The organism is Comamonas composti DSM 21721 (genome assembly GCF_000429845.1).
In the GTDB taxonomy this organism is placed as follows: domain Bacteria; phylum Pseudomonadota; class Gammaproteobacteria; order Burkholderiales; family Burkholderiaceae_C; genus Comamonas; species Comamonas composti.
Genome location: NZ_AUCQ01000016.1, coordinates 43,517 through 58,770 on the forward strand (window position 1 = coordinate 43,517; position 15,254 = coordinate 58,770).

The window sequence follows — 15,254 nt, forward strand, 5'->3', positions numbered from 1 at the left end:
GGGGTCAGCTCTACCCCTTCACACACACCACCTGCTTGAGCGTATAGACCACTTCCACCAGGTCCTGCTGGGCAGCCATCACGGCGTCGATGTCCTTGTAGGCCATGGGGATCTCGTCGATCACATCGGCGTCCTTGCGGCATTCCACGCCTTCCGTGGCCTTGATATGGTCGTCCACGCTGAACAGCTTCTTGGCCTTGGTGCGGCTCATCACGCGGCCCGCGCCATGGCTGCAGCTGTTAAAGCTCTCGGGGTTGCCCTTGCCGCGCACGATATAGCTCTTGGCGCCCATGCTTCCGGGAATGATGCCCAGCTTGCCCTCTTCGGCACTCACCGCACCCTTGCGCGTGACGAACACCTCCTGGCCGAAGTGGGTCTCGCGCTGCACGTAGTTGTGGTGGCAGTTCACGGCTTCCACATGGGTCTCGAAAGGCTTGGCGATGACGGTTCGGAGTGCGCTGATCACACGCGCCATCATCACCTCGCGGTTGGCGGCGGCGAATTTCTGTGCCCAGCCCACGGCCTTCACATAGTCGCCAAAGTATTGGGCGCCTTCCTCGAAATAAGCCAGGTCCTTGTCGGGCAGGTTGCGCTGGTGCAGCTCGGCATCCTTCTTGGCCAGCTCGATGAAGTGCGTGCCTATGGCGTTGCCCACACCGCGCGAGCCCGAGTGCAGCATGATCCATACGCTCTGCTTTTCATCGAGGCAGACTTCGATGAAGTGGTTGCCGGTTCCCAGCGTTCCCAGGTGCTTGTAGTTGTTCGTGTTCTTGATGCGCGGATGGGCCTCGCAGATTTGCTCGAATTCCTGCACCAGCCTTGCCCAGGCGGCATCGGTTTCCGCGGGCGGAGTTTCCCAGCTGCCCTTGTCGCGGCCATGGCGCTTGGGCGTCAGGCCCACGGGCACGGCACGCTCTATGGCGGCGCGCACGCCGCTCAGGTTGTCGGGCAGATCACTGGCCGTGAGCGTGGTCTTGCAGGCCATCATTCCGCAGCCCAGGTCCACGCCAACGGCGGCAGGAATGATGGCCTTGAGCGTCGGCACCACCGAGCCTATGGTGGCACCTATGCCCAGGTGCACATCGGGCATGACGGCCACATGCTTGAACACAATGGGCAGGCGCGCGATATTGCTCAGCTGCTTTCTGGCGTCGTCTTCCACAGGCACGCCCTCGGTCCACATCTTGACGGGCACGCCGCCTTCGACTTCTTGCAGTTGGTAATTCGTCATGGTGTTCCTCTCATTCATTCTCATCTTCGCCTTCAATTCATTTCAACGCATCTTCACCAGGCCATTGAGCACCTGGTCCAGGCCGCCAAACACCGAGATCTTGTCTATGCGCTCGGCTACGCGCTCCAGGGTTTCCAGCTCCTTCATGCGCAAGGCCACGGGGTTGTCCTCCATGACCTTGGCGGTGTTGAGTAGCGAGCGCGTGGCGGCGGTCTCTTCGCGGCGGCGTATCACATTCGCCTGGGCCTGTTTTTCGGCCTGCACCACCTGGGTCAGAATGCTCTTCATCTCGCCTGGCAGCACGATGTCCTTCACGCCCACGCTTTCCAGCAGCATGCCGAAGCGCTCGAGCTTGGCCGCCATGTGCGCGCCCACGACCTCGTCGATGACGGCCTTGTTCTCCAGCAACTCGTCCAGCGTGCGCGTGCCCACGGCGGCGCGCAGTGCGAACTGCAGCTCGCGGTACAGATGCTCGGCAGGCTTTTGCAGCTGGGCAAAGGCTTGCAGTACATCGGTATAGCGGTAGGTGGCGCTGAGGTTCAGGCGCAGGCCGACCTTGTCGCGCGTCATGATGTCCTGGCCCGAAACCTCCACAGCCTGCAAGCGCAAGTCCACCAGCTCCACGCTGATGCTGCGGCCATACTTCCAGAACGCATAAACGCCGGCGGGCAGCAGCCGTTCGAGCTTGCCGTCCATGGACAGCAGCGCACACTGGCCTGCAGGCACCTGCACCTTGAGCACGCCATCGCTGGGCTTGCGCAACTGTGCCAGGCGTGCCACCAGGGCTGCGGGCAGCTCGGCGCCTTGGTGCAGATCCACGACCTGCACCTGCACATCGACGAGTCCCTTCCAGTAAAGGCGGCGCGTTCCAGGGGCCAGTATCTCGACCAGCACGCCGTTTTCGCTGCGCAGGCCGGCCTCGGATTCGCCCAGGTTCACACGCAGGAATTCGGCCTCCACCACGGCGGGCTCCCTGGCCATCAAATACTCGGCCAGGCCATGGGTGAACGCAGGCTGCTCCAGCGCAAAAGTCTCCACGCGCAGCTTGTCCAGGCCTGCAAACAACCAGTGGCGGCCGCTGTGCAGCACGCGCTCGAAATCGCCATTGCGCAGCAGCAAGCCGCGCTCGTTCTTCTTGATGGTGATGCGTTCAAACTTCAGCATTTCTTCTTCTCCAAATGGGTTGCCGTTACAGCGATGGCGGGGCCCCAGTGGACACGGGGCGGGCCTGGCAGTGCGCCGTGGCTGCGTCCCCGTGGGGAGGCAGCGTGGCTGGCTGCTGGCGCGCACCGTGCCGGGTGCTGGCACAGCCGCCACCGGCTGACGGGATACGGCCCCGTGCCTGCATCGCAGGTCTGGAGTCGCGTCCCGCGTTCGGCGGGTGGTCTTGCGACCGTTTCAATATGGCCTTGCGGCCAGAAGTGATGGGCAGGATTCGAACCTGCAACGTCCTCATGCGAGGTGCTCTACCACTGAGCTACCAATGGTGGCAAGCCTGGAATCGAACCAGGCATCGCAATCGATGGCCTCCACGGCCCTGCCTTTATCCAGCGCCTCGGGCGTGCGGCATACAGGGAGTCGACAAGGCCTAGAGGCCCGGGACTGCCTGCACCTGCGGGGCGGATCCGAGATCCCAGCCCCTGCCTGTCAGCGTTCGCCGTCGGCACTGGATATCTTGTTTATTGCAATGCCTGTGCCAGCTTGAATGAAAACTGCCAAAACAAATAACAAAACTTTGATTTAAAAGAAAATTATTCACATGTCGTCCCCAAAAAAGAAAAACAAGTCATTCATGAAAAACAAAAAATCTATCTAAATAGCTAATTTTTTATAAAATTAGCTATGAGCAAGAAAACCGTGGTCATAGGCTTCATAGGCACGCAGCTGGATTCGGGCCTGGGCGCGGGGCGCTGGGGCAAGTGGCGGCCCACGGTTGCCCTGGCACAGCAGGAGGACAGGCTCATAGACCGCATCGAGCTGCTGTATTCCCGCCGCTACGAAACCCTGGCCTGCATGCTGGAGGCCGACATCGCCAATGTCTCGCCCGAAACCGAGGTGCGGCTCGTGCCCATGGAGGTGGGCAATCCCTGGGACTTCGGCGAGATGTATGCAGCTCTCTACGACTGGGTGCGCGGCTATGCCTTCGACCCCGAGAACGAGCAGTACTGGGTGCACATCACCACGGGCACCCATGTGGCCCAGATCTGCATGTTCTTGCTTGTTGAATCCCACCAGATACCGGGCCTGCTGCTGCAGACCTCGCCGCCCAAGAGGCAGCACGAAGGCTCGCCCGGGGAGATGACGCTGATCGACCTGGACCTGTCGCGCTATGACGTGCTGGCCCGGCGCTTTCATCAGGAAAAAACCGAGGCCATAGACTTTCTCAAGAGCGGCATTGCCACGCGCAATGCGCGCTTCAACCGTTTGATCGAGGAAATAGAGCGCGTGGCCGTGCGCTCCCAGGCCCCGGTGCTGCTGACCGGCCCTACGGGTGCGGGCAAGTCGCATCTGGCGCGGCGCATGTATGAGCTCAAGAAAGCGCGTCACCAGCTCCTGGGCGAGTTCATCGAGGTCAACTGCGCAACCCTGCGCGGCGATGGCGCGGCCTCCACCTTGTTCGGCCACAAGAAAGGCGCGTTCACGGGTGCGGCGGCCGACCGTGCCGGTCTTTTGCGCGCGGCCGACAAGGGTGTGCTGTTTCTTGACGAGGTGGGCGAGCTGGGGCTTGACGAGCAGGCCATGCTGCTCAAGGCCGTGGAGGAGAAGCGCTTCTATCCCATGGGCAGCGACCGTGAGGTCAGCAGCGATTTCCAGCTGATTGCAGGCACGCACCGCGATCTGCGCCTGGACGTGGCACAGGGGCGCTTCAGAGAAGACTTGTTTGCGCGCATCAACCTCTGGTCCTATGTGCTGCCGGGCCTGGCCCGCAGGCCCGAGGATCTGGAGCCCAATGTGCAGCACCTGCTGGCGCGCATGGCAGCCGAGACCGGCTCCGTGGTGCGCTTCAGCGCCGAGGCCAAGACGCGTTATCTGGAGTTCGCGAAATCGCCCCAGGCGCTGTGGAGCGGCAACTTCCGCGATCTCTCGGCCAGCGTGACGCGGCTGGCCACGCTGGCCGACGGCGGGCGTATTTCCCTGGACCTGGTCGAGGCCGAGATCGAGCGGCTGCGATGGCTTTGGCAAGGCGCCGACAACCCGCAGCCGCTGGATGCGGAGGCGGACCTGGGCGCGTTGCTGCCACCGGACAGCCTGGGGCGGATGGACTTGTTCGACCGCTTGCAACTGCAGGCCGTGATTGCCGTGTGCCGGCAGTCCGGCAATCTGTCCGAAGCCGGACGCCGGCTGTTTGCGCATTCACGCACCCAGCGCACCGTGGTCAACGATGCCGACCGGCTGCGCAAATACCTGCTCAAGCATGGACTGAGCTGGGAAGCCCTGGCGGCGGGAACCCCCTAGGCGGCCCGGGCCAGCCTTCGGCATGTAGACCCGCTAACACAAGCTTGGATACGTCGTTGCTTCGCCTTGTCGTACTTTGGTACTGCCAGCGGCTTCGCGCCTCGTCTCCAACGCAAACCTGCGGTTTGCTGGGTTGTGTTAACCGCTCTTACTCCGCCGTGGCCGTGAACCTGCCGCTGGCGTCCCTGGAGACCAGCACACTCAGCACGGGAATCGGCGTGTCATTGCCGCCGGTGCCACGTTCCGGCCCCACATCCAGCACGCGTGTCACCGGCTGTCCGCCCTGGGCAAAGGACACCTGCACCGTGGCCGTGCGCCCCAGCGCACGCGCATAGTTGTTGATGCCTATGCGGTAGCGGCCCTCCTGCAGGTACGCGGGGTTGCAGGACGCAAAGTAGTGCTCGGGCCCATGGGCCACGGTGTTGTCCACGTCGAGCTCGCCGGCCTGGCCGCGCAGGTTGCGGTAATAGACATGCGTGCCCCGGGGCTCGAAGGCATGCAGGTCCACATCGCCCCTGCCATCCCAGGTCAGCATGGCAGTGAAGAAGCCCCGGCTGCCTTTTGCCATGGGCGTGGCCAGGGCCGCCAGACGCTGGTTCGCCAGGGCCTGGACGCCATAGCGCCCTGCACGGCCTGCATCGAGATAGGTGCCGATCAGGGTATGGCCGCTGAGGTCTGCACGCGACATCGGCAGCGTGAGATTGCTCGGGGGAACGCTGCTGCCGCCAAAGACCCTGAGGCCGTTGATCACCGCATCGATGTCGGCCAGCACATGGGGGCCGCGCAGCGTGATCGACGCCGGCGCGATATGCACGGCGGCCACGCTGTCCGTGCTGAGCTTGGACTTGGCATAGTCATAGGCCGGGTTCACGAACAGATTGCCCTGGGAGTGCGCGATGAACAGCATCTTCTGTCCCTCGGTGACCAGGGTGTCTATGCTGATGCGGTGCTGGGCATAGTCGACTGCCGTGGGCGGATCGCTGAGCAGCAGTGACCAGCCTCCGGCCGCCTTGGTGGAGACATAGGTGTAGAAGCCTTCGAGCAGGTCCAGCTCGGCGCCCATGGTGTTCCAGATGCGGCTCAGAAACGGCAGGCTGGAGTCGGTGGAGGTCTCCCACAGGTATTCAAAACGCCGGCCCAGCTCGCCGCTGGCATCGAACTCGTAGGCCCGCTGTATGAACACCTCGGCCACATCCTGGAACAGGGTTGCGTCGTTGCTGCTGCCCGTGGTGTTGTAGAAATTGTCGTACTCGATGGGCTCGTTGTTGTACGAGTCGCCCACCAGCGCCTGCAAGGCCATGCGGCCGTCGATGGCCTGGGCCAGCGTATTCCAGACGCCATTGAAGAAGCCCACGGTATAGCCACGGCTCGCGCAGAGGCTGTCTGCGCCGGCGTGGGCGGTCATGGGCATGGAAAGGCTCGCGGCGGCCAGCGAGCAGGTCAGCGCCAGCATGAGCCGACGCCAGGGAGTGCGCACGTATTCAGCCACAGTTCACCTCCTTGGCGCTCTTCACCACGCTGCCGTTCATGGCGGAGTTGAACTTCATATAGGCCTCGTAACGCGCACGCGTGTTCACCGTGATTTTTTCGATTTCATGCACGGCGGGCGAGGCCTCGCCGGAGGCGTGGTTTCTCCAGACGCAGGTCACGGCCAGATTGATCGCGTTGGTTGCCTCGCGCAAGGCGTTGGCGTCTTCCAGGTCGGCGAGCATGGCCTGGGTCAGCGCAGCGCTCAGGCTCTTGAGGCTGCTTTTCTGGGACTGCGTTCCGGACTTGCCGTCGACGTAGCGCTCTATATCGTCGCGCACGCCATTGCCGTTGGAGTCCAGGCCCGCGAGGCTGCTTTCCCGATCGAGGACGGGGAGCTGGCCCGTTGTCTCCAGCTGCTCTACCGCCTTCTTGAACGTGCTGGCCGGCGCAGTGCCGGAGTCATCGCCTCCGCAGGCCGCAAGCAGCACGCTGCCAAACACAGCGGGCAGGGCCCACTTCCACATATGCGTCATGTTCTCTCCTGTTGATCCAGAACCGGCACCAGATTGCATGTGCCGGGTCCGAGCCTAGTTACCGCGCCTGGCGGACTGGCTCGGACATTTCCGATTCACAGGCTCAGATCACGCATCCATGCCGCACATCAACAAGAGAGGCCCGCAAGCTCAGGGGGCGAGCACGGCCAGCGCGTCCAGCACTTCGCGCTTGGAGATCAGCTCGGACAGGACCACGGGCTGCTGGCCCGGCACGTAGAGCACATAGACGGGCACGCCACTTCTGCCCAACTGGTTCAGTGCCTGGGTGATCGCCGGGTCGCGCCGCGTCCAGTCGGCGCGCAGCAAGGCCACCTCATGCTGCTCGAAGGCCGCCAGCACTTCGGCATTGCTGAGCGTGGTGCGCTTGTTGACCTGGCAGGTCACGCACCAGGCTGCCGTGAAGTCCACGAACACGGGCTGGCCCGTGGTCTGCAGCTCATCCACGCGCGCCGCCGACCACGGCTGCCACAGCTCGCCGCTGGCGGTCTGCTCGTCCCCGGGCCGGGCTGCGCCGGCGTGAGACTCGGCCCCGATCAAGGGCGCGGCCACATACAGCAGGCTGGCAGACAGCAGCACGACCAGGCTGGCGAGAACGATGCGTGCCCGGCCCTGCAGCGTGAGGGCCCAGACCAGCGCCGCACCCGCAAGCAGCAGGGCCAGCAAGGCTGCCGCCCCGTCTATGCCTGACTGCTGGCCCAGCACCCAGACCAGCCAGACCACGGTGGCAAACATGGGAAAGGCCATGGCATGGCGGAAGGTGTTCATCCAGGCGCCAGGGCGCGGCAGCCAGCCCACGATCGCAGGCACAAAGCTGGCCAGCAGATAGGGCGCGGCCATGCCCAGGCCCAGGGCCACAAACACGGTCAGCGCCTGGACGGCCGGCATGTCTATCGCAAAGCCCAGCGAGGCCCCCATGAAGGGTGCGGTACAGGGCGAGGCAATGGCCACGGCGAGCACGCCCGAGAGAAAGGCATCGGCCACGGGATGGCGCGCATGCGCGCTGGCCCAGCGGCTGGGCAGCAGGCTGCCGAACTCGAACAGGCCCGCCAGGTTCAGGCCCAGCAGCGTGAACAAGGCCGCGAGCAAGGCCACGATCAGCGGCGACTGCAGCTGAAAGCCCCAGCCCAGTTGCTCGCCAGCGGCACGCAGCCCCAGCAGCAGGCCGCCCAGGGCCAGGAACGACAGCACCACGCCCGCCGTATAGGCCAGCCCGCCCAGGCGCTGGGCGCGCCGGTTCTGGCCATGCTGGGCAAAGCCCAGGACCTTGATCGCCAGCACGGGGAACACGCAGGGCATGAGGTTGAGGATCAGGCCGCCGATCAGACCGCCCAGCAGCGCCATCCAGAGGCTGGTGCCGCTGGTCGCCGGTGTGCCGGCCTGGGTCTTGTTGGCATCCAGTGCCGCCTGCAGCGCGGGGGATACCGTCGTCATGGTCATGGGGGTCCAGCGGCCCTCGACCTGTGCCTGGCTGCGCCAGGCAATCGGCAGGCCCTGCTCCAGGGCGGCCTCACGCTCGGACTCGGCAAGCGCCACGACCACGGCCATCTGCTGCGGCGTCTCGCCGCGCATTTCGGACAGCGGCAGGCTGGCCTCCCAGACTGGACCGTCCCAGCGCTGCTGCCAGTCACGGCCGGGCTCGGCCGCATGCTGGAAGGTGTCCGAAGCCTCGGGGTAGAAGTCCAGCTTGCGGCCTGCGAGTTCCTCGGGCAGGCCGGGCAGGCGCAGATGCACGCGCTCATCGGCGCCCTGATCCACCCAGCCGTCTTCACCGCGCGGGCCGGGGTCGGCCTTGGCCGCTGGCATGATCCTGATCTGCGAAGCCTCATCCAAGGTCCTGGGCTCCATGGCCCAGGCGCGCATAAAGGCCTGGGACTGGCCTGCGGAGCTGCCGTGCACGGGCAGTTGCAGTGCGAAGTCGCCTTCCTCGGGAATGCATTCCACGCGGCAGACCAGCCAGTTCGCATGCAGCTTGATGTCCAGCATGCCCGAGGCCGGAGGCTGGAAGCCAGTCGCCACCTGCACCTGCACGGGCAGCAGCACCTGGCCTTCGTAGCCATAGTTGAGCAGCGGCCCCACACGCAGCCCCCGTGGCGTGGGCCACTGGATCTCGCCTGCGGAAAGTCCCGGAGGCAGCTGCCAGACCAGCTCCGTGGGCAGGCCGGAGTCTCCCGCATTCTTCCAGTAGGTATGCCATTCGGGCTGATGCGCGATGAGCAGCCCCAGCCAGAAGCTCTGCCCCGGCTGCACACCCTCGGGCGCCTGGGCCACGAGTTCGGCGCGCAGGCGCGGTGTTTCCACCTGGGCCGCGTGACTGCTCGATGTCTTGAGAAGAATTTGAGCCCCAGCGCTTGTTGGATAAGCGCTTGCAGCTATGAAGAAGATAGCGCAAAGCCAGGCAAGAAAAACAGGCAGGGCGCGGTGGCGGGAGAGCGGATAGGTCGGCATGGCGGTCTATGGGAGCCTGGGGGAATGGTTTGGTTCCCGGCCGATGGCGCCGGGAGCGGAGATGTTCAGTCGGCCAGGCTCACCACCACGCGGCGGGCCTGTGCGCCCTTTTTCTCTATCTTGCTCACCACGATGGCGCCTATCTCGCCCGTGCGCAGCACATGGGTGCCACCGCAGGGCTGGTAGTCCACGGCATCGCTGCCCTGGCCGGCCTCGGTTCCTCCGACGCGTATGGTGCGCACCCGGCCCGTGCCGCGCGGCGGCTGCACGCTCATGCTCTTGACCAGGCCCGGGTTGGCATCCAGTTCGGCATCGCTGATGGAGGAAACCGTGACCTCGTGATCGGCCGCCACCAGTGCGGCCAGGCCCTGGCCCAGCAGCTCTTTGTCCAGACCCTCGCTCATCGCAAAGTCCACGCGTGCACCTTCTGCCGTGACCGAGCAGCCGTTGACGGGCGCTCCCACCAGATGTGCGAGCAAATGCGTGCCCGTATGCAGGCGCATCATGCGATGGCGCCGGCCCCAGTCGATGCGCGCAATCACCTTGTCGCCCACGGCCAGGGGCATGGGCTCACCCGGCGCACTCACATGGGCGACGGCCTGCGTGGGCTGGTCTTCGGGATTCTTGAGCTTGCGCGCATCCACGATGGTGCAGCGCGCGCCGTCGCCCACGCGCTCGAGCTCGCCGCTGTCACCGGCCTGGCCACCGCCCAGCGGATAAAACACCGTGCGGTCCAGCACAATGCCTTGCTCGGTCAGAGCGACAACCTCGGCCTCGCATTGCTGCAGATAGCTGTCCTCGCGGAAAAGGTCTTGCGTGACCGTCATTTTTCTGTCTCCTGGTTCATCGTCGAAGAGCCGATTGTGATCCCTGCTGCGGCCCTGTGCTGCTGCGCGGTCATGCACACATCCTCTACGATGGAGGCCATGACTGCCTCGTCCTCCATGCCAGCTGTCTGGCCCTCACGTCTTTGGGAGCAGGTTGGTGCCCGTGATTTCGCCCAGGCCCAGGCCGGCTCCCTGGCCTCCGAGACCGTGGCCGTGCTGCCCGTAGCCGCCATCGAGCAGCACGGGCCGCATCTGCCCTTGAATGTCGATGCCCGCCTGCTCCAGGGCGTGATCGATACGGCTCTGCCCCTGCTGCCCGCGAGCCTGCCCGTGCTGTTCCTGCCGCCGCAGAACATAGGCTTTAGCGTAGAGCACCAAGCCTATGCGGGCACGCTGTCGCTGTCGCCTGCCACCGTGCTTGCGCTGTGGTGCGAAATAGGCGCCTGTGTGGCGCGCTCCGGCATTGGAAAGCTGCTGCTGTTCAACGGCCATGGCGGCAATGTGAGCGTCATGGACATGGTGGCGCGCGAGCTGCGCCAGCGCCATGGGCTGCTGGTCTACAGCAGCAGCTGGTTCGGCCTTGTGGATGCGAGTGCCAACGCGCTGTTCAGCGCCCATGAGCACCGCTTCGGCATCCATGGTGGCGAGATCGAGACCTCGATGATGCTGCACCTTGCACCCGAGACCGTGCACATGGAGCATGCGCGCGACTTTGCCTCGACCTCGGAGCAGCGCGCCCGCACCTATGCGCTGCTGGGCAATGGCAAAAGCGCCAAGATGGGCTGGGCCATCGAGGACTACCACCCCGTGGGTGCCGTGGGCAACGCCGCCGCCGCCACGCCCGAGCGCGGAGCGGCCATGGTGGCGGCCGCCGCCAAGGGCCTGGTGCAACTGCTGTCGGAAATCCATGCCCTGCCGCCGGACACGGTGGGCGGGTCCGCACGGGTGCTATGAATAAGAGAGCTTGAAGCGCTTGGTGGGTAAGTGCTGGAGGCGTTTTTTGCTTGAATTCAGCCCTATTGCCTGGGGATTCCGGCCTGCTCTATGACCTGGCCCCAGTGGCTGATTTCCGAGGACAGCAGGCGCGCCGTCTGCTCGGGCGTGCTGGCCTGGGCCTGCACATTCATCTCCCTGAGCTTTTGCACCACCTCAGCGGAATTCACGGCGGCCATGATCTCGCGGCTCAGGCGTGCGATGACTGCGGGCGGGGTCCTGGCCGGTGCGGCCAGCGCATTCCAGGAAGAGGCCACAAAGCCTCGGACCCCGGCTTCCTCGGCCGTGGGCACCTGCGGCAGCAGGGCCGAGCGCTTCTCGCCGGTCACGGCCAGCAGATGCACGGCCCCGGATTCGATCTGGCCCATGATGGGCGTGATGATCTCCACGGCCGCATCGATCTGCCTGCCGCGCAGTGCGGTGATCACGGCCGGCGTGCCGTTGAAGGGCACGATTTGCGCATCCAGCCCCGCGCGGTTCTTGAACAGCTCGGCCGCCAGATGCTGGGTGCTGCCCACATTGATGCTGCCGATGTTGAGCTTGCCGGGGTTCGCGCGGCCGTAGGCCACGAGTGCGGCCAGATTCTTGAAGCGCGCGGCATCGGCCGTGATCACGCCGATATCGAAATAGCCGAGCGTGGAAATCGGCGCGAAGTCGCGCACCATGTCGAAAGGCAGTTGGCGGAACAGGTTTGCCGTGACCGCGCTGCCATTGGACATCAGAAACAGCGTATGGCCGTCGGGCGCGGCCTTGGCCACGGTATCGGCCGCCACGATGCCGCCCGCACTGGGCTTGTTGTCGATGATCACGCTCTGGCCCAATTGGCCCGCGAGCTTTTGCGCGACCACGCGCGAAGTCACATCGGCCACGCCGCCCGCGCCAAACGGCACGACGATACGTATGGGCTTGTTCGACAGGGCTTGGGCCTGGGCACTGCCCAGCCCCAGCATCAAGGCCGTGCCGCCCAGGGCGGCACGCGCAAATTGGCGTTTGTTCATCACGATGCAATCTCCTTGGGCAGGAGTGTGGCCCAAGCCCAAAGCCTTATGGCGATGGTTTTGTTCTGGCTGCTATGCCGGGCCGTGATGGCCGCCGTCCGGGGATCAGGCGTGCGTCATCCAGTCCCGGTGCTCTTCGCTGTCCAGATGGTTGAGGGTGTTAAAGGTCTGCAGCATGAGCCGCTTGGGCGAGACGCTGAATTCGGTGACCGCACTGTTGCGTATGCGCATGTTGAGCGCAATCGTGACCTCGGGCGCCGTGCCCAGCACATGGCCCACGGCCGTGGAGATGGGGCCGCCGCTGCTGACCAGCAGCACCTCCTGGCCCGCATGCTCATGGCGTATGCGCTCCAGCACCTGGCGCACGCCCCCGTTGAAATCGTCCCAGCTGGGCATGCCCTGGGGGCTGATGGTGCCCGCCATCCACTGGGCCAGGGCATCGCACAGCAGGCGGAAATGCTGGCGGTAGAGCTCGGGCGTCTCGGGCTTGGGCAGGGGCGTGGGGTGAATCGCGTGCAACAGGGCTTCGCTGTCGTACTCGTTGAGCGTGGGCAGGGCCTGCGTCGGCAGGTCCAGCCCGCCCAGGCCCTCGGCTATGCCGGCCAGGGTCTGGCCATGACGGCGCAGCGTGCCCGTGTATACCGCATCGAAGCGCTGGCCGCGTTCGCGCCAGTACTCACCCAGGCGCCGGGCCTGTGCAAAGCCGCGCTCGCTGAGCTGGTCGTAATCGGCTGCGCCAAACGAGGCCTGGCCATGGCGCACAAGATAAAGGTTTCCCATGGACGGATTGTGTCCAGCACGGGCCCGGGGATTTGTCCTGAGCGCGACTGGCTGGCGCGTTGGCGACAGTGATCGCCAACGTATTCAGTTCAAAGCAGCACCTGCCCGGTCACGCAGTCCACGACCTCGCCGCCTATCCAGAGCCGGCCCTGCTCATCCTCGCTCACATGGATTTGCCCGTCCCGCCCCACGCACTGACCCTGGCTGGCCAGATAGGGCGCGCGCAGCAGGCCCAGTTCGCGCAGCCAGACGGCCAGGCTGGCGTTGAGGCTGCCCGTCACCGGGTCTTCGGCAATGCCTGCGGGCGAGGTAAAGCCCCGCACCTCCAGCCGGGGCTCGTCCTGCACTGCGGCCTGGCGCTGGCCCGTGGCAAAGGCGCGCGCCTCGCGGCTGCTGCGGCCGATCAGGGCTGCAGGCTCGAAATCATGCTCATACAAGGCGCAGGTCCCCACGTAATAGCCCAGGCGCTTGAGCAGGCCGTGATCAGGCTGCAGCGCCAGCAGCCGCTCGGGATCATCCAGCACGACCGTCATCCACAAGGGGCCGTTGTCGAGTGCTGCCGCATGCAGAATCTGCCCGGGCTCCACGCCCAGCGCCCGCGTGATCCCGGCCCTTTGCTCCTGCGTCAAAGGCCTGATCTGCGTGGCAGGCGCGGCAAACGCCAGCCGCCTGCCATCCCTGCGGATCGGCACCAGGCCCTTGCCGCACTCTTGCACAATGCACCCGGCCTGCAAGGGCTGGCCGCCACCGGCCAGCCAGGCATGGCAGCTGCCCAGCGTGGGGTGGCCCGCAAAGGGCAGCTCCTCCACGGGCGTGAAGATGCGCACCCGGTAGTCGGCGCCCTGCGCGCGGCCGGCCTCTGTGGGCGGCAGCAGAAAGGCGGTTTCCGAGAGATTGGTCCAGGCCGCGAAGGCCTGCATCTGCGCAGCGCCCAGATCCGTGGCGTCCTGCACCACGGCCAGCGGATTGCCCTGGTAGGGCTGGTGCGTGAACACATCCACGGTGGTGAATGGACGGTGGCGCGGGCTGGTGGAGGTCATGACTGGTGATCGTTGGGCGTGAAGACTGCTGTCCCTAGGCCAGGGACAGCGGGCAAGGGCCGCTCCTTACGCTCTGCCGTCGTCCCCTTAGAGCGTGTTCACGATCTCTACGCTGCCGCGCCGCGAGGAGATCGTAAACACGTTCTTACAGGGGGGCGCGGCAAAGCCGCTCAGGGGGTGTGGGCCTTGATTGCCGCCGCCAGGGCTGCGATGCCCTGCTCGATTTGCGCGGGCGAGACCGTCACATAGGACAGGCGCAGGGTATTCGTCTGCGGCTCCTGGGCGTAGAACGGCGCACCGGGCACAAAGGCCATGCCGCGCTCCACGGCTGCGGTCAACAGTTGCTGGGCATCCATGCCCTGGGGCAGGCTGACCCAGAGGAACATGCCGCCCACGGGGCGCGTCCACTGTACGTCCAGGCCGGCCATCTCGCGCTCCAGTGCCGCCAGCATGGCATCGCGCTGGGCCTTGTAGAGCGCGCGTATGGTGGGCACATGGCGGTCGAGGAAACCGTCCTTGATGACCTCGGCCACCACGCGCTGGTTGAAGCTGGGCGTGTGCAGGTCGGCAGCCTGCTTGGCCTGCGTGAGCTTGCCGAAGACGGACTTGGGCGCCACCACGAAGCCCAGGCGCAGGCCTGGGGCCAGCACCTTGGAGAACGAGCCCATGTAGATCACGCCCTCGGGATTGCGCGCGGCCAGCGGCAGCGGCGGCTCGCCCTCGTACCAGAGGTCGCCATAGGGGTTGTCCTCGACGAGCGGAATGTTGAGCTCGCGCGCCTTGTCCACCAGGGCCTGGCGGCGCGCATCGCTCATGGTGCGGCCCGTGGGGTTCTGGAAGTTGGGCAGCACATAGGCCAGGCGGGCCTTGTCGGCGCCCGTGCCCACCTGGGCTGCAAAGTCCTCGATGAGCATGCCTTCGTCATCGCTGTCCACGCCCACGGGCACGGGCTCGAACGGCGTGAAGGCCTGCAAGGCGCCCAGATAGGTGGGCTTTTCCACGAGCACGCGGCTGCCCCGGTCCAGAAAGACCTTGGCGATCAGGTCCAGCGCCTGCTGCGAGCCCGAGGTGATCAGCACCTGATCCGGGCTCACATCCCAGGGCAGGAAATCGGCCACGGCCTGGCGCAGGTCGGCAAAGCCTTCGGTGGTCGAGTACTGCAGAGCCGTGGCGCCGTCGCGCAGCATCACCGTCTGGCAGGCCTTGGTGAACTCGTCCAGCGGAAACGACTTGGGCGAAGGCAGGCCGCCGGCCATGCTGATGATGCCCGGACGGTCGGTGAGTTTGAGGATTTCGCGTATGGCCGAGGAATTCATCTTGGCCGCGCGGTCTGCAAGGGTCCAGCTTGTCATAGGTTCTCTTTGCTTGTCTTCAATGCCCGCCATGCGGGCCGATTGCGAGGGTCATGCCGTCATGGGGCATGTGCCGGCCTGGGCTGATCGAGCATGGTGTGTGCCTGC

Annotated in this window: 12 protein-coding genes and 1 tRNA gene; 2 read left to right on the top strand and 11 right to left on the bottom strand. The window is 65.3% G+C overall.

The genetic code is table 11. The features are described 5' to 3' along the window. Window positions 1–10 precede the first annotated feature (10 nt). The 3 genes from G486_RS0111330 to G486_RS0111340 form a co-directional block, all read right to left on the bottom strand. A complete protein-coding gene (locus tag G486_RS0111330; protein ID WP_027015640.1) occupies window positions 11–1,249 on the bottom strand; it encodes an RtcB family protein in 1,239 nt (412 codons plus the stop codon). A 24-nt stretch (window positions 1,250–1,273) separates the two neighbouring features. Beyond that, complete coding sequence (locus tag G486_RS0111335) at window positions 1,274–2,395, bottom strand: slipin family protein (RefSeq protein WP_027015641.1); 1,122 nt, start codon at window positions 2,393–2,395, stop codon at window positions 1,274–1,276. Window positions 2,396–2,653: 258 nt separating this feature from the next. Further along, window positions 2,654–2,713: transfer RNA gene (locus G486_RS0111340), tRNA-OTHER, on the bottom strand. A 360-nt stretch (window positions 2,714–3,073) separates the two neighbouring features. Here G486_RS0111340 and rtcR point away from each other — a divergent pair. Next, window positions 3,074–4,687, top strand: a complete 1,614-nt coding sequence (gene rtcR, locus G486_RS0111345) for an RNA repair transcriptional activator RtcR (RefSeq protein WP_027015642.1) — start codon at window positions 3,074–3,076, stop codon at window positions 4,685–4,687. A 148-nt stretch (window positions 4,688–4,835) separates the two neighbouring features. Here the strand turns inward: rtcR and G486_RS24550 are convergent, their stop codons facing one another. The 4 genes from G486_RS24550 to G486_RS0111365 all read right to left on the bottom strand — a co-directional run bounded on the left by G486_RS24550 (window position 4,836) and on the right by G486_RS0111365 (window position 9,983). Beyond that, window positions 4,836–6,176: a hypothetical protein gene (locus G486_RS24550; RefSeq protein ID WP_245587299.1), complete on the bottom strand. Its 1,341-nt coding sequence runs from the start codon at window positions 6,174–6,176 to the stop codon at window positions 4,836–4,838. Next, on the bottom strand, window positions 6,169–6,690 hold the full coding sequence (locus G486_RS0111355) for a hypothetical protein (protein ID WP_027015643.1): 522 nt from the start codon (window positions 6,688–6,690) through the stop codon (window positions 6,169–6,171). The genes G486_RS24550 and G486_RS0111355 overlap by 8 nt, the downstream gene beginning before the upstream one ends. Before the next feature lie 150 nt (window positions 6,691–6,840). Continuing rightward, window positions 6,841–9,156 (bottom strand): thioredoxin family protein, encoded by a 2,316-nt coding sequence (locus tag G486_RS0111360; protein ID WP_027015644.1) that lies wholly within the window; start codon window positions 9,154–9,156, stop codon window positions 6,841–6,843. Window positions 9,157–9,221: 65 nt separating this feature from the next. Continuing rightward, window positions 9,222–9,983 carry an alanyl-tRNA editing protein gene (locus tag G486_RS0111365; protein WP_027015645.1) on the bottom strand — a complete coding sequence of 254 codons (762 nt, stop codon included), beginning with the start codon at window positions 9,981–9,983 and terminating at the stop codon, window positions 9,222–9,224. Window positions 9,984–10,082: 99 nt separating this feature from the next. Between G486_RS0111365 and G486_RS0111375 the strand changes: the two genes are divergently transcribed. After that, window positions 10,083–10,937: a creatininase family protein gene (locus G486_RS0111375; RefSeq protein ID WP_034387394.1), complete on the top strand. Its 855-nt coding sequence runs from the start codon at window positions 10,083–10,085 to the stop codon at window positions 10,935–10,937. Between the two features lie 62 nt (window positions 10,938–10,999). Here G486_RS0111375 and G486_RS0111380 read toward each other — a convergent pair whose 3' ends face one another. From G486_RS0111380 to G486_RS0111395, 4 genes are all read right to left on the bottom strand, one after another. Beyond that, on the bottom strand, window positions 11,000–11,974 hold the full coding sequence (locus tag G486_RS0111380) for a Bug family tripartite tricarboxylate transporter substrate binding protein (RefSeq protein ID WP_027015647.1): 975 nt from the start codon (window positions 11,972–11,974) through the stop codon (window positions 11,000–11,002). 105 nt (window positions 11,975–12,079) lie between these two features. Further along, window positions 12,080–12,754, bottom strand: a complete 675-nt coding sequence (locus G486_RS0111385; protein ID WP_027015648.1) for a histidine phosphatase family protein — start codon at window positions 12,752–12,754, stop codon at window positions 12,080–12,082. 89 nt (window positions 12,755–12,843) lie between these two features. Next, window positions 12,844–13,794, bottom strand: a complete 951-nt coding sequence (locus tag G486_RS0111390) for a PhzF family phenazine biosynthesis protein (protein WP_027015649.1) — start codon at window positions 13,792–13,794, stop codon at window positions 12,844–12,846. Between the two features lie 170 nt (window positions 13,795–13,964). Then, a complete protein-coding gene (locus G486_RS0111395) occupies window positions 13,965–15,146 on the bottom strand; it encodes an aminotransferase-like domain-containing protein (protein ID WP_027015650.1) in 1,182 nt (393 codons plus the stop codon). Window positions 15,147–15,254: the final 108 nt, after the last annotated feature.

Coding starts and splice junctions, on each gene's coding strand:
- G486_RS0111385 (WP_027015648.1), bottom strand. CDS start 12,754: ATGGGAAACCTTTATCTTGTGCGCCATGGCCAGGCCTCGTTTGGCGCA.
- G486_RS0111380 (WP_027015647.1), bottom strand. CDS start 11,974: ATGAACAAACGCCAATTTGCGCGTGCCGCCCTGGGCGGCACGGCCTTG.
- G486_RS0111335 (WP_027015641.1), bottom strand. CDS start 2,395: ATGCTGAAGTTTGAACGCATCACCATCAAGAAGAACGAGCGCGGCTTG.
- G486_RS0111390 (WP_027015649.1), bottom strand. CDS start 13,794: ATGACCTCCACCAGCCCGCGCCACCGTCCATTCACCACCGTGGATGTG.
- rtcR (WP_027015642.1), top strand. CDS start 3,074: ATGAGCAAGAAAACCGTGGTCATAGGCTTCATAGGCACGCAGCTGGAT.
- G486_RS0111365 (WP_027015645.1), bottom strand. CDS start 9,983: ATGACGGTCACGCAAGACCTTTTCCGCGAGGACAGCTATCTGCAGCAA.
- G486_RS0111375 (WP_034387394.1), top strand. CDS start 10,083: ATGACTGCCTCGTCCTCCATGCCAGCTGTCTGGCCCTCACGTCTTTGG.
- G486_RS0111330 (WP_027015640.1), bottom strand. CDS start 1,249: ATGAATGAGAGGAACACCATGACGAATTACCAACTGCAAGAAGTCGAA.
- G486_RS0111360 (WP_027015644.1), bottom strand. CDS start 9,156: ATGCCGACCTATCCGCTCTCCCGCCACCGCGCCCTGCCTGTTTTTCTT.
- G486_RS0111355 (WP_027015643.1), bottom strand. CDS start 6,690: ATGACGCATATGTGGAAGTGGGCCCTGCCCGCTGTGTTTGGCAGCGTG.
- G486_RS0111395 (WP_027015650.1), bottom strand. CDS start 15,146: ATGACAAGCTGGACCCTTGCAGACCGCGCGGCCAAGATGAATTCCTCG.